This is a genomic window from Bacillus timonensis, from assembly GCF_000285535.1.
Classification (GTDB): domain Bacteria; phylum Bacillota; class Bacilli; order Bacillales; family Bacillaceae_L; genus Ferdinandcohnia; species Ferdinandcohnia timonensis.
In genome coordinates, this window is record NZ_HE610985.1 from 889,003 (window position 1) to 902,901 (window position 13,899).

12 protein-coding genes are annotated in these 13,899 nt (G+C 37.0%); 2 read left to right on the forward strand and 10 right to left on the reverse strand.

The window, feature by feature from the left end; translation table 11 throughout:
* Positions 1 to 10: 10 nt before the first annotated feature.
* Entirely contained in the window at positions 11 to 1,798 is a 1,788-nt protein-coding gene (gene recQ, locus BTHG_RS04745; protein ID WP_010282924.1) for a DNA helicase RecQ, read from the reverse strand.
* Positions 1,799 to 2,067: 269 nt separating this feature from the next.
* Here recQ and BTHG_RS04750 point away from each other — a divergent pair, with 269 nt between their 5' ends.
* Entirely contained in the window at positions 2,068 to 3,120 is a 1,053-nt protein-coding gene (locus tag BTHG_RS04750; RefSeq protein WP_010282926.1) for a YeiH family protein, read from the forward strand.
* 15 nt (positions 3,121 to 3,135) lie between these two features.
* Here the strand turns inward: BTHG_RS04750 and BTHG_RS04755 are convergent, their stop codons facing one another.
* The 4 genes from BTHG_RS04755 to BTHG_RS04770 all read right to left on the reverse strand — a co-directional run bounded on the left by BTHG_RS04755 (position 3,136) and on the right by BTHG_RS04770 (position 7,900).
* Entirely contained in the window at positions 3,136 to 3,558 is a 423-nt protein-coding gene (locus BTHG_RS04755) for a hypothetical protein (RefSeq protein ID WP_010282931.1), read from the reverse strand.
* A 78-nt stretch (positions 3,559 to 3,636) separates the two neighbouring features.
* On the reverse strand, positions 3,637 to 6,000 hold the full coding sequence (locus BTHG_RS04760) for an FdhF/YdeP family oxidoreductase (RefSeq protein ID WP_010282932.1): 2,364 nt from the start codon (positions 5,998 to 6,000) through the stop codon (positions 3,637 to 3,639).
* Between the two features lie 212 nt (positions 6,001 to 6,212).
* Entirely contained in the window at positions 6,213 to 6,575 is a 363-nt protein-coding gene (locus BTHG_RS04765) for a DUF2294 domain-containing protein (RefSeq protein WP_010282933.1), read from the reverse strand.
* A 62-nt stretch (positions 6,576 to 6,637) separates the two neighbouring features.
* On the reverse strand, positions 6,638 to 7,900 hold the full coding sequence (locus tag BTHG_RS04770) for an L-lactate MFS transporter (protein ID WP_010282934.1): 1,263 nt from the start codon (positions 7,898 to 7,900) through the stop codon (positions 6,638 to 6,640).
* A 440-nt stretch (positions 7,901 to 8,340) separates the two neighbouring features.
* Here BTHG_RS04770 and fdhD point away from each other — a divergent pair, with 440 nt between their 5' ends.
* Entirely contained in the window at positions 8,341 to 9,150 is an 810-nt protein-coding gene (gene fdhD, locus BTHG_RS04780) for a formate dehydrogenase accessory sulfurtransferase FdhD (protein WP_010282935.1), read from the forward strand.
* Positions 9,151 to 9,318: 168 nt separating this feature from the next.
* Here fdhD and BTHG_RS04785 read toward each other — a convergent pair whose 3' ends face one another.
* From BTHG_RS04785 to BTHG_RS04805, 5 genes are all read right to left on the reverse strand, one after another.
* Positions 9,319 to 9,759 (reverse strand): CoxG family protein, encoded by a 441-nt coding sequence (locus BTHG_RS04785; RefSeq protein WP_010282936.1) that lies wholly within the window; start codon positions 9,757 to 9,759, stop codon positions 9,319 to 9,321.
* 120 nt (positions 9,760 to 9,879) lie between these two features.
* Positions 9,880 to 10,638 (reverse strand): Cof-type HAD-IIB family hydrolase, encoded by a 759-nt coding sequence (locus tag BTHG_RS04790; RefSeq protein ID WP_148361142.1) that lies wholly within the window; start codon positions 10,636 to 10,638, stop codon positions 9,880 to 9,882.
* 18 nt (positions 10,639 to 10,656) lie between these two features.
* Positions 10,657 to 12,216: a DUF4127 family protein gene (locus BTHG_RS04795; RefSeq protein ID WP_010282939.1), complete on the reverse strand. Its 1,560-nt coding sequence runs from the start codon at positions 12,214 to 12,216 to the stop codon at positions 10,657 to 10,659.
* A gap of 15 nt (positions 12,217 to 12,231) precedes the next feature.
* A complete protein-coding gene (locus tag BTHG_RS04800) occupies positions 12,232 to 12,828 on the reverse strand; it encodes a YesL family protein (RefSeq protein ID WP_010282940.1) in 597 nt (198 codons plus the stop codon).
* 152 nt (positions 12,829 to 12,980) lie between these two features.
* Entirely contained in the window at positions 12,981 to 13,820 is an 840-nt protein-coding gene (locus tag BTHG_RS04805) for a sugar phosphate isomerase/epimerase family protein (RefSeq protein WP_010282941.1), read from the reverse strand.
* Positions 13,821 to 13,899 lie beyond the last annotated feature (79 nt).

The window sequence follows — 13,899 nt, forward strand, 5'->3', positions numbered from 1 at the left end:
TTATTGATTTCTATTTTACAATCGCACTGTTTTCCTCCACGTATTTTCGTATCGCAATTAGGTAGTCTTCACCATATCGTTCCAATTTTGTCTGGGCAACCCCTTTTATTTCGAGTAGTTCTTTTTCATCTTTGGGTGCCACTTCGCTCATTTCACGTAATGTGCTATCTGAGAAAATAATATAGGGTGGTACTCCATCACGGGTAGAAATCTTTTTACGTACTTCACGAAGAATTTCAAATAAGATATTGTCGGTAACAACCTGCTTTTTCTTTACCTGTTCTTTTTTATAAATTTTTACTTCTCCTTTTAGAACGGGCAGTGATTTTGCATCTAAGATAAGCACTGGATATTGAGAATTTGTCAGTTTCACATACCCTTCTGCAGCCAAAAAGTCGATCAAACCAACGATTTGTTTTTCTGAATACTGCTTTAACAAACCGTAAGTCGATAGTGATGTAAATCTTAACTCTTGGATTTTTTTATTCTTCGACCCTTTTAATACCTGGGCAACAAGAGTCTTTCCAAACCGCTCTTTCATCCGTTTAATACAGGAAAATACCATGAGTGCTTCCGTTGTCACATCTATTTTTTCACGGTCATCAATACAGTTAACACAACGGCCACAATCCGCGCTTTCAACTTCGCCAAAGTACTCCAAAATATAAGACTGTAAACATTTCTCTGTGTGGCAATAATCGATCATTTGCTGTAGCTTATGATACTCCTGCTCTTTTTTCGCATCATCCATCGTTGATTGCTCAATTAGAAACTTTTGCAACTGAATATCCTGTGAAGCAAATAATAAATAACAATCACTTTTTTCGCCGTCTCTTCCTGCTCTTCCCGCTTCTTGGTAATACGCTTCTATATTTTTCGGCAAATTATAGTGAATCACAAATCTCACATTGCTCTTATCGATACCCATTCCAAATGCATTTGTAGCAATCATTACATTCACTGTATCAAATAGGAAATCCTCCTGTGCCTTTTTTCGTTCCTCATCTGAAAGGCCAGCATGATATTTTCCTACTAAAAATCCATCTTTTTCTAAAAATGAATGGAGTTCATTTACTTCCCGACGCGTTGCCGCGTACACAATTCCAGAAAAGTTTTTATTCTCTTGTAAAAAGCTTTTGACAAAATCTCGCTTGTTTTCACCTTTTAAGACATTGAAGGTTAGATTTTCTCTCGCGAAACCCGTAATAAATACAGACAAAGGGTCAATCTCTAACTGGCTGCATATATCATCCTTTACCTCAACAGTTGCAGTTGCGGTCAATGCAGCAACAACTGGCTTGGATGGTAGTTCCGCAATCATATAATGGATATTACGATAGCTTGGCCTGAAATCATGCCCCCACTGTGAAATACAGTGTGCTTCATCAACGGCAATCATTGAAATAGGGATGGACGTTAAAAGGGATCGAAATTGAGAGGATTCGAGTCGTTCAGGTGCAATATAAATAATTTTATAGCGGCCAAGCCTTGAATCCTGTAGTCTTTCCTGAATTTCCGGCATTGAAATACTACTATTAATATAGGTTGCAGAAATACCAACCCCGAGTAATGTGTCTACCTGGTCCTTCATCAACGAGATTAAAGGGGAAATTACAATCGTTATTCCTTCAAATAGTAAGGCTGGGATTTGATAGCATAGAGACTTCCCGCCCCCCGTAGGCATAATCGCTACTGTATCATTTCCTTGTAAAATGTTCTCGATAATGGATTCCTGTCCGGGCCTAAAAGATGGATATCCAAAATACGACTGTAAAACTTGTTTTGCTTGTTCAATCATAAAAAACACCTTTTTTGTGAATTTTGGTAAAAAATGTGCGTTTGACGTAGTGTACTACCCCACATGTCCGTATACCTTTTTGCATACTATACAGTGTGGTGTTAGCTCCTTATTCTTTATCTGTTCGTGTTTGGAAGTGAGAAATCACTTCCTCTTTTTTTTATAGAAAATACGCCTATCTAAATTATAAAGGAAGAAGTTTAAGGTGTGAAGGGTGTCCACCATATGGTAAGATATTAGGTATAAAACTATGTTGAGGGATGAAACACGTGGGTAACGCAAATTTACAAGTATCACAATCTTACGAAAAAAAATCTTTCTTATTAGATCACACGCAATCAATTCGAAATAAGCTACCTGGTGTAGCTCTCGTTTTTATTATTGGGATTTTGGCTAATTCATTAGGAAAGGATTTCCCATTAATTGGTGGAGCAGTAATTGCCATTATTATCGGTATCCTTGCCCGAAACTTTTTAAGCATTCCCGCTGTTTTTACAGAAGGGATAACTTATACACTTAAGACCTTACTGAAAACGGCGATTGTTCTTTTAGGATTGGGCCTGAGCTATGCAAGTATTTTTCAGCTTGGGTTTCAAGCCATTCTACTAGTAGTTGCGGCTGTTTTAGCTGGAATTCTTTTAACTTTTGTTCTGGCCAAGCTGTTTGGATTGAATGGAAATATCCCTATTCTCGTTTCACTTGGAACCGCGATTTGTGGAGCAACCGCAATCGTAACATCAAGCCCAATTGTTCGCGCAAAAGAGGAAGAAACGGCCTATGCAATCAATACTATTTTTGCTTTTAATGTGTTAGCGGTTTTATTTTATCCTCTTTTAGGACAACTTTTTTCGATGCCGGATCATATTTTCGGATTGTGGGCAGGTGTAGCGATACATGACACTTCATCGGTTGTAGCGGCAGGATACAGTTACAGTAGTGCTGCTGGTGATACTTCTGTTGTTATAAAATTGATTCGTACACTTATGCTCATACCTGTCACTCTTATTTTGTCTATTTTCATTTCCATGAAGTCAAAAGGTTCTACAACCAATAAGGTGAAACTGAGTAAGGTATTTCCAACCTTTATTTTATTTTTCGCCGGAGCCGTTGCAGTCAATACAATTTTCTCGCTTCCAACATCACTTACGAGTGTAACGGATGGAGTAGCAAAATTTCTCATCCTTATGGTGATGGCAAGCGTTGGTCTCGGTACTGATTTTAAAAAGATCAAATCAGTTGGTCTTCGTCCTTTATTTGTTGGATTACTTTCTTCCGTCATAATGGGTATATTGACCCTAATCATTATCAATTTCTTATATTAAAAAAGAAGTTGGGGCTCATTTCCCAACTTCTTTTCGTTCTTCTAAAATGTCACAAATTATTTGAATATGGAAGGAAGCCCATGCTTTTTCACGAAAGTGTAAAATAACAGTGAAAAAAAGTAGAAAAAAATAGATGATCGTGAAAAGAATCAAATATAAATATCCCCTACCAAACAAAAAGTTTTGCAATTGGCTTGAAAATAGAAACAAAAACCACGGAATCGCAGTAATTAAAATGGGGATAATGCCAGAACCATTTTGCTCCTTTAACATGCGGTAATAAATGATTTTTAACGTTTCTGAATCAATTCCTAGATAAAACCGCTTGATTTTACGCACTTCCTCCATTTCTTCTAGATGTTTAAAGGTACGATCCTTTCTCGCATTCCTTTTAAGCTTAAGATAGATTTTATGTGCATCGCCACGAAACGAAAACAATTGTAAACACCTCGTTTTATCATTTCCCAGTTCTGCCCATAAAAATGCCCCCAAATTTAGAGGTTTGGGGGCAACTGGTTATGCAGGAGGATTAATATCTAAATCATCCGCTATTTCTTTTTCTTGGTATTGAGTGTCCTTCCTTGCATTGAAGCGTTCAGCTTTTTCAACATAAACGGCAATATTGTAATCAGGGATACCTGCATATTTTTCATATCGTCCTCTTGGTAATAAGAAGTTACCTTCTGGGAAGTGAACACCCAAATTTTTTCTAGCAATATCCGCAAATTTTGCTTTTCCTTGGAAAACCCCAAAACCATTGTGGACAACGATAGCTTCACCGTCTGCAACACGCAGTTCCTGAGCATCCTTAGGGTTAATCAACACATCAAACCGTCCTGCTCCATTAAATGGATCAACCTCTTTATATATCATTGAGTTAAATTGCTTTCCTCGTCGAGTTGTTAACACGAATTGCTCTTCTTTTTTCCCGAAATCAGGAATTTCAACTGGAATTAAGTTACCTTTACCATCTGGTGTTGGGCAAACTCCTCCTTCACAAAGCCAAGCACCGCCCCATTGGAACACATCCCCTTTTTCCTTAAGATGTTGTATTCCATCATAGTTTGGATTGGCTTTTGCAATTTCATCACGAATTTCCTGACCACTCTTAAAATCAATTAAATGCGCTCTTTCTGGCTTAACTCTCTTTGCTAAATCAATATAAATTTTCCACTCCGCACGGGCTTCTTTAATCTCATTTTTATTCCCTTCAATTTCAGGTGAAAAATAGACCATACGCTCTGTTGACGTTGATGTTCCTCCACCCTCTTGTTCATAACGCGTCTTTGCGGGTAATACGATGACAGCTTCCTTAGCATCTACTAACGTGGATGTATTTAAAATGATATCTTGGTGAACACGAATATCAAGCTCTGACAATGCTTTTTCAACGAACGTAGGGTCTGGCATGGTTTCTAGGAAATTCCCTCCGGACATATAATAAAGCTTTACTTTTCGCTCATGGTCCTCCGGAAGAACGATGTTTTCAAGTGTAACCCCAACAATATCTCCTTGCCATTTTTGAATCTCAAATCCCCATATCTTTTCAAGGCGCTCCATATTTTTTTCATCAAACTCGCCACCAGGCAGAACAAACGGATCTGCTCCCATTTCACCTGAACCTTGTACAGAGGAGTGACCACGGAATGGCATAAGGCCGTTATTTTTACGACCTAAGTGTCCACGAAGTAAGGCAAGATTGGCTACCTGTGAAATATTATCAGTCGCAAACGAATGCATCGTTAGGCCCATCGCCCATGTGTACACCGCATTTTTACTTTCAGCTAAAACTTCTGCCAGCTCTACTATTCTCTCTTTTGTCACGCCGGATGATTTTTCAATCTCATTCCAGTTTTGGGCTTTGGCATGTGCTTTTAACTCTTCATAACCATTCACATGTTCCTTCACAAACTTATGATTGATTGCAGAACCATGTTGTTTTTCTTCCATGTCAAACCAATGTTTCATAATCCCAAACATGAACGCAATGTCTCCACCAATACTTACTTGGTAAAAATCATCTGCAAGCTTTGTTCCAAACAGTGCAGATTCAACATTGGAAGGAATCCAATATTTATCCATTGCTGGTTCTCGATGTGGATTAATGACAATGATCTTTGTTCCACGTTTTTTCGCTTCTAGCATGTATTTTGTGGATACAGGTGAACTGTTTGATGCAACACTTCCCCAAAACACTAAAACGTCTGCACCTATCCAATCCTGGTAATTGGCAGTGGATGCTCCAACCCCAACAGAACGCTTCATAGCTGTTTTACTAGGGGAATGACAAATACGGGAAGCGTTATCAATATGGTTCGTTCCTAAGAATCGAGCAACCTTTGCCGCTACGTAATATGATTCATTTGTAATTCCACGAGAAGTAAGATAAAAGGCATATTGTTTTGGATTTAATTTTTTCATTTTATTTGCTATCATATCCATTGCGTCATCCCAGGAGATTCTAGAAAACTTTCTTTCTCCTTTACGACGAATCATTGGGTATGGAATTCTTCCAAGCTTCCGCAGTTCCGTACTATTATACTTCCTTAGATCATCAATATCGGCATGGAGAATCTCTGAGTTAATTGCCGGCATCGTACTTAACCGAAGCACATTGAGACGGGTTGTACACATATGTGGCCCCTTCAATGTTTGATCATATAAACCAGAAACACCCAGTGCACAACCGTCACAAACGCCTTGTGTTAAAATTCGCGTTGCATACCCAAGATTGTCCTTGTTTTCCCAAGCGACTTTCATGGTATCTCGAATATGCTTTGGCTTTACCTTTCCTAAACCAAATGGAATCGGACTGACCCAGTGTTTTGGTTGTGGCATTTTCGTTGATTTAATTGGTCCCTGATGCTTTGTTTCTCCCACTTTTAATCCCCTCTCTTCCTTTTACGTTATTACTATGTGTATGGTCAAAGTCAATATATATTAACTATTGCTTTCGGCATTCATACTGATTATTCCTTCATAAATTCAATTATTATAAAAAAACCACCGTAACATGATTCTAAGATGTTAGAAAAATGAAACGGTGGTTAGTCTTTAGCAGGGTCGCTACCAAGTGCCAACACAATGCAAGGCTATTTAGCTGAAAATTTTCTTTCTAGGTCTTGATCAAAAACAAAGACGGACATTCCGAAATCTCGATCAATATCAATATCAACAAATAAATCTACTAGGTTTGAGCCTAAAAATTCTTCCATTTCAACTGGTTTGTTTTTTCGATACATTTCTTTGACCATTTCAGTTCTTGCCGCACGAAGCATTTGTTTTCCTTCATCCGCACCGGCAATAAATTTCTCGACAGGGGATAAGTTTCCCTCCATCTCACAAATGGCCCAATTTTTACAAAAAGTTGTTGTGATTTTACTTGGTCCTTTCCCCATATGCTTTTTCCGAAAAGACCTTACAAGATTACTAAACTCAGCTTCGTACTTATTCATTTTTGTCTACCTCTTATTTGTATCTTCATTAACTCTAAGTTAATCAAGATTACCAATAGATGTCAACTAGCAAGCTCAGCACCTTCAGTTTGCTGTTTTCGAAGTCTCTTAATATCCAAGCGGATTAGTAGAGAAACTGCCAACGCGACTGCAAATAGAGCAGTAAATACAGTTAAGCTTTGTGCATAGCTTCCTGTTGTATCACGAATCCATGAAGTGAATAATGGCCCTGCAAGACCTGCTGCTGCCCAAGCTGTTAAGATATAACCGTGGATAGCACCAAGCTGTTTGGTTCCAAACAAGTCCCCAATATATGCTGGGATTGCAGCGAACCCTCCACCATAACATGTATATATAACCGCGAGTAAGATTTGGAACAATACCGGGTTCGAAACATTTGGTAGTAACGGGAACGCAATCACTTGAATTACAAAATAGGTAGTATACGTATTCGGTCTTCCAATGAAGTCTGATATTGACGCCCATCCGATTCGTCCAAGACCGTTAAATGCACCTAGCACCCCAACTAGTGCTGCAGCAGCTACAGCTGTTAAGCCAATACTTTCCTGTGCAAGTGGAGAGGCTATTGAGATAATCGCGATTCCACAGGTAGTGTTGATAAATAACATCAGCCATAAATAATAAAAACGTTTTGTCTTAATTGCTTGATTGGCTGTTAATTGTGATAAATCCTGCTTGAGCTTTTTCGCTCCACTAGAAACTTTTTCCTTAAATCCAGCAGGCAACCAACCTTCTTTAGGTGGTTCAAGATATAAGGACGCTAAAATCATAATAATAAAATAAGAAACTCCAAGGATATAAAAGGTATTAGCTATCCCCACAGATACAATTAATTTTTGCATGATTGGACTACTAATTAATGAAGCAAACCCAAACCCCATAATTGCAAGGCCAGTAGCCATTCCACGTCTGTCAGGGAACCACTTTACAAGTGTTGAAACTGGTGTAATATAACCAACGCCTAGACCAATTCCACCTAAAGCACCATAGAATAAATATAATAATGGCAATGATTCCAAATTGATGGCTAGACCCGAGCCAGTGATTCCAACTCCAAAGAAAATTGCAGCAAGTATTCCAGATGCACGTGGGCCGTATTTTTCAACGAAATGCCCTAGGAAGGCTGCGGATAATCCTAAGAAAAGAATTGCAATACTAAACGTCATACTAATGTCAGTTAAATCCCATCCAAATTCTGTTTGAAGAGGTTTTGTAAATACACTCCAAGCGTAAACAGAACCGATCGATAAGTGAATTCCAACTGCAGAGGCTGCAATGAGCCATCGATTTTTTGTCTTTTCCATTTCATCTCTCCTTTAATTTGAATTCATGGTGATACAATTTGTAGTTGCTATCAAGTCTCCTCGTTGGAATAAGAGACTTCTGCTGAATAAAGTAAAACAAAAAACCGCCAGCATCCCTATCCCTTGAAAAGCAAATAAGGTTGATGACGGTTAATTTCCATAGCAGGATCGCTACTACAAAATTAACAGTAATCGCTTCCAATATTCCACCTTTTGCAGCAAAGACAGGGTCGCTATCCAGTGACAAAAGTGTGTCTATATTGTGAACTATTTGTTAAAATAGTATCAAAACTAGGAAAATAATACAATAGTTTTTATTGAATTATTTAGATAAATGAAAAAAATTACAGTTGTCCTTCAAAAAAAGTATGATTATATAGTAGTAACCAAATAGACACATATATGATAGTACGTATATAAATGGAAAGTGAGGTGTTTAAATGGTGGATTCCATTACTGTTAGAAAAGGCATTATCAAATTTGAAGATGGTCAGTTAATTGACGAAGAAGATCAAATCGTCACTGAATATCCCTTGACAATTCTCTTGAACCAACAAGAATTTGCAACAATGGTTTGTACCCCTTCAGAACTAGATGAATTAATAATTGGCTTTTTAGCATCAGAAGGTGTCATCCGTTTCCGGAACGAAATTAAGAGTCTTCATATTGATGAAGGCCAGGGTTATGCATATGTTGAAACAACCTCAGAAGTGACAACAAGCCAGGAATATTATTCAAAGCGTTTTATCGGTTCATGCTGTGGAAAAGGGCGTCAATTCTACTTTGTAAATGATGCGAAAACAGCAAAAACATCAACATCAACCATAACCCTTACACCAGAAGAATGTATTAGCTTAATGAACGAAATGCAACAAAATAGTGTTGTTTTTAAAGATACAGGTGGTGTGCACAATGCTGCACTCTGCACCCCTAATGAAATGATTGTGAACCGTACCGATATTGGCAGACATAATGCCCTTGATAAGATATATGGATATTGCTTAAACAATAAAATTCCTGTTCGAGATAAGGTGATTGTGTTTAGTGGAAGAATATCTTCTGAAGTATTGCTAAAGGCAGCAAAAATCGGTGTCGGGATTGTTTTATCAAAATCAGCTCCAACCGATTTGGCAATCAAAATGGCTGAGGAACTAAATATCACTGCAGTCGGCTTTATCCGTGGTGGAAAGCTAAATGTCTATTCACATCCAGAACGTATTGTACAGGAGTCTTTTGAAAGCACTTTCTAAAAGAGAAAGAGATTAGTAGCGTCTTGGCTACTAATCTCTTTTTGGGGTTGAAAGTGGGTATCGGCTATATTTTTTGGCTATCAGCCATATTTTTCTCGTAATAGCCATAAATCAAATTTATTGGCCGTATTTTGTTTTTAACAGCCATAAAGCTACTTTTACGTATGCTCAAAATAACTCTTTGATGTTTTTCATGAACTCCTCTGATTGTTTATTACTAGACCCTTTCATTAAAAGTTCTCCAAGGGACGCTAACTTACCAGTCATTTCAAAGTCCATTTCATATTCGACAAGTGTTTTATTCGGTTCAACTGTTTTCAGGTTTGCCGTAAGTCTATTTGTAAAGGAACCTGCAAGGGAAACAGGTTTCCCCTTCATTTCGACGACAATTTTTTCATTTTCAATAGACTCTTTTAGCTCCCCTACCCCTTGAATTTTGATCGGGACAAATTGGACCTTTACCTCAACCAATGTTTCATATTTTGTAGGACTTATTTGTTTAACCTCTTTACAACCAGGGAAACATGGCCCCAATTTCATCGGATCCATAAAAACAGAATATACACTTGCTCGGTCTGCATGTACGATAAATTTGTCAGCTTTTTTCAAAATCCCACTCCTAACGAATTTTTCTAAGATGATGTTACAAGTTTATTAGGGTATTTTGAATGTAGAACAACTAGTTGGCATAAAACATGCAAATTGTTTTAATTCCGTTCTTTTCATGTTCTAGCACTTCTCGGTGTAATCCATTTCAAAAATATATTTGCAAATGGCTCTCGCTACTCCATCTTTTTCATTCGAGGATGTAATCACATCTGCGGCGTTTTTGACTTCAGGTGACGCATTATCCATCGCAACCCCTAAACCAGCTGCAGTTAGTAGCTTCAAATCATTAAAACTATCTCCGATGGCCATTACATTTTCTAATTCTATCTTTAACAAGCTGCAAACCTTTCGAATTCCATACTCCTTTGTTATCCCTTTTGTTGAAATCTCAATATTATTATCCGCTGACTGAGTAATTTCGAGGTGCTCCCAACTTTCTAGTTCATCCTTTAATTCTTTAACAACACCTACATCATTGTTTAACAATCCAAATTTCATCCATTTTCCATTGGCATCTTCATCCTGCCATTCAGGTTTCCTAATCATGTGGTCTTCAGTAAAGCCCCAAAACCAGGAGTCAGTTTGTGTAGCAAGTTGGTGAAGCCTTATGATGTCTTGCCTCTTTAAATAATGTCTTTCTAGTAAATCGTCTGGTTTTTTCCATATTTCTGCACCATTTAAAAACACCATTGGTGAATGTAGGGTTAATTCTTTTCGAAATACTTCTGCAGATTGACGTCCCCTCCCCGTGGCAAAGGTAACAATAACCCCATTTTCAACTGCCTTATTTACCCAATACGATGTTGATGGTGTAATTTCCTTGTTATCATTTAAGGTAGTTCCGTCTAAATCTAATGCAAGCAAGCGATAGGGAAGCAATTCAAAAACTCCTTTCATTCACTCCTCAGAGCGATTAAATTGCAAATCAAATCCAACTTCAAACATCCGTTTCCATGGGGAATACACATTTTGTAATACAATTTTCCCCTCTTTCAAATTAGATAAGTGTTCCTTAATAAAAACGTTTAACTGTTCTTGTATTAGATGTTGGATTTCCTCAATTTGGCCTGAAATATCAAAATAAGTTCCACCAAGGCGATTTACGTCATGTGAAGAAATTTGTTTTCTAGCAATTGTTTGATAGCCCCAATCCTCTACAAGCCTAGAATAATAGAATTCTCTACTTTTGCTTTTCCTCTTTTGATGTACGTGACCTTGTTTACTGTAATATGATTCTATAATCATATGAGATATAACTGTCCCTAATGAATTTCCTGATGTATTCCACCCTGCATAAGCATGAATTTCTTCAAGTAAACCTATCTTTTTTATAAGATTCATTAAAGTTTGGTCACTTCCATTACAGGTCGCAACATCTGCTAATCCAATAACTTTTCCATTTCCTACATAAAATCGTAATGCATGGACAAATTCCCGATAATTTACCTCAGAGAAATAAGTTTTATGCCTTTCAAGAAATGCTTGATTTGGTTCAGCGATCCCTGATTGACTAACAGAAGGTGAATGAGTAAATAAAATGGCATCGGCCTCGCTGGAGTTGTCAGCTACAATACCACCCATAGCGGTTATATGGGACTTTATACTTTCCTGTAAGCTCCGATCCTCATATTTTGGAATGATGAACGGTCCTTTCGTTGAGGAATATCTAATGAAAATGGTTGGTGTATAATGTTGGATTTCACAAAAGACTTTAGCAAATAAAGTACAGCCTATTTCATCTGCACCAGGATAGATTGCTATCTTATCAAATAAATTCAAATGTTCCACTTTAGAAACGAGTTCATTTTGCTCAATAGAACTAAAACCATATTCAGCATTATCATCTAGAGGAATGATTAAACCATCAAGCGCTCCTTCATCAACAAGTTCGATTGAAGCGTTATTAACAAAAGAATTTATCTTTCTTCTTTCGATAAAATCATGTAATACTTCCGGAGGAATTTCTCCTATAAGTTCAGATAGACTTTGCATTTCTGTTGCAGTAAGTTGACCTCTCGCTTTTTTATCTAATAACTTTCCATAGGTTGATATTTTTTCACCGAAAAGCTCATAATAGTCTGGTTCTTCATCGCTACTATTATAATTGGGAACTCTCATAATTAAGTTAAATGCATAAATGGTAAGATTATTATTTTGTTGTTTTATTTCTTTAATTAGGTCAAGTCGATTTTGACATTCTTCTCTAGATAATTGATGTAAACGAGAAGGCACAATGCCACCATATACAAGCATATCCAGTGAAATAAGTAAGTAATTGGCATCCTTCGTTTCTTGCAATAACCAATTTCGAATATCACTATATGATGCAGGTGTTTTCTTATTTCCTAATATCTCTTTACTAGGTACATGAAGGGTAACATCTGTTGCAGCAGCTAATTGTTGCGGATAAACATAATTACAAGGTCTCTCATCAAGAGGTACATACACTATTTTCATATGCAAACTCCTTTATTAAATAGCAAATTTTTTAGAAATAGTTCTTTTACAAGTGAAGTAATTGACAAATCCTAATAGACTAAATGCACATAAAATAGGTAGAAATGGAACAAATGTCCACACAAAAATGATGACACTTATAAAAAGTAACATGATAATTGGTGTAACAGGTCTGGTCGTAGATAAATAAAACGAATTTTTAATCAACTCTTTATATGACATATCATAATTCACTAGCAATGGATAAATATAGATAGACATCGATAAAAAAATGAACGCGAACACGCCAAATATGGGAATCATGACAGAACGAAAAATCCCCTCCAAATTCCACATAACGAGAAGGTCACCTACTAAAATTACGCCAATTAGAAATTGACATACTCCAACAATACTAGCTTTTTTAAAATGTTTGATAAAATGATGATAAAAAGCTTTTCGTAAAGACGGCTCATTTCCTTCAATAACGTCTTTAATGACTCCAAGCATGGCAGAGGTCGAAGCTGGAATTGTGATGATAGGAAGCGAAGAAATAAGCCATAGTACGTTTAAGAAACAGACATTTCCAATTATCTCCATTACTTTAAATAACTTTCCATCATGTGAAAACACTATACCACCTCTTTCTCAACCGGAATAAGTAAAACTCAATATACTTTTGTACGATTTATCATGACGAACCACTCCAAACTCTTATCAATTAGTAACGTCAGTTCGAGTGGCTCGTTTGTTATTTGAATGGGAAATTTATGTGAATGTCAAAATTACATCGTTTCTACTATTTGTCTTAGATTATCCACAGACTTCTCTGCTCCTATTTTTGGATCGTCAGTTCCTTCATATTCGACGGACAGCCATCCCTTGTACTGAACACTTTTTAGCTCTTGCATGACATGATGTAAATTTACTTTTCCTTCGCCTGCCACTGTTCCTAAAAATTTATCTCCAGATAGTGAAGAAAAAGCATGACCTTCATACTCTTTTCCTACATTCACAAAATCCTTAAAATGTACATGCGCAACATATTTTTTCAACGCCGTTACAGCATGACTAGGATCTTCATCTACTAAAAGAAAATTACCTGTATCGAGAGTGCTTTTTACATGGGTTGAGCCGACAGCTTCAATTAATTCAATAACCTGTTCACTTCTACCAGCGAAATAACCGTGATTTTCAATAGCAAGAATAATCCCTTGTTCTTCAGCATAACTAGCACATTCTTTAAGGCATTCGATGATCAAAGATTTCCCTTGCTCAAAGGAAACGTTTTCACTAATATCACCACTAAAAATTCGAACAACATTTGTATTCAGTTTTTTCGCAACATCGATCCCGTTGAATACTTTTTGAATTTCCATTTTTCTTTCGCCTTCACTGGACTTCACAAAATTATTTGAAACATCATAGGCACTTACCATCAGATTTTTTTCTGACAACAAAAGCTTTGCCTTTGGCAATTCTTGTTCAACATCTTTCCAGTACATATCTAAAAGTTCTACCCCATCCAGACCAATGGAAGATGCATACTCAATAAAACCAAACACATCCAGACCTTCAGTAACTGTATGTTTATGTAAACTATACATACTTACACTTGTTTTCATTTTCTTCACCTCAACATTATTTTCATTACATTTGTTCTCGCTAATTTATAAAAGAAGATGCAGCAAAAACTGCATCTAT

Bases quoted from the DNA above. Each gene is read 5' to 3' on its own strand.
- recQ (WP_010282924.1), bottom strand. From the start codon at position 1,798: ATGATTGAACAAGCAAAACAAGTTTTACAGTCGTATTTTGGATATCCA.
- BTHG_RS04765 (WP_010282933.1), bottom strand. From the start codon at position 6,575: ATGAATAAGTACGAAGCTGAGTTTAGTAATCTTGTAAGGTCTTTTCGG.
- BTHG_RS04770 (WP_010282934.1), bottom strand. From the start codon at position 7,900: ATGGAAAAGACAAAAAATCGATGGCTCATTGCAGCCTCTGCAGTTGGA.
- fdhD (WP_010282935.1), top strand. From the start codon at position 8,341: ATGGTGGATTCCATTACTGTTAGAAAAGGCATTATCAAATTTGAAGAT.
- BTHG_RS04795 (WP_010282939.1), bottom strand. From the start codon at position 12,216: ATGAAAATAGTGTATGTACCTCTTGATGAGAGACCTTGTAATTATGTT.
- BTHG_RS04805 (WP_010282941.1), bottom strand. From the start codon at position 13,820: ATGAAAACAAGTGTAAGTATGTATAGTTTACATAAACATACAGTTACT.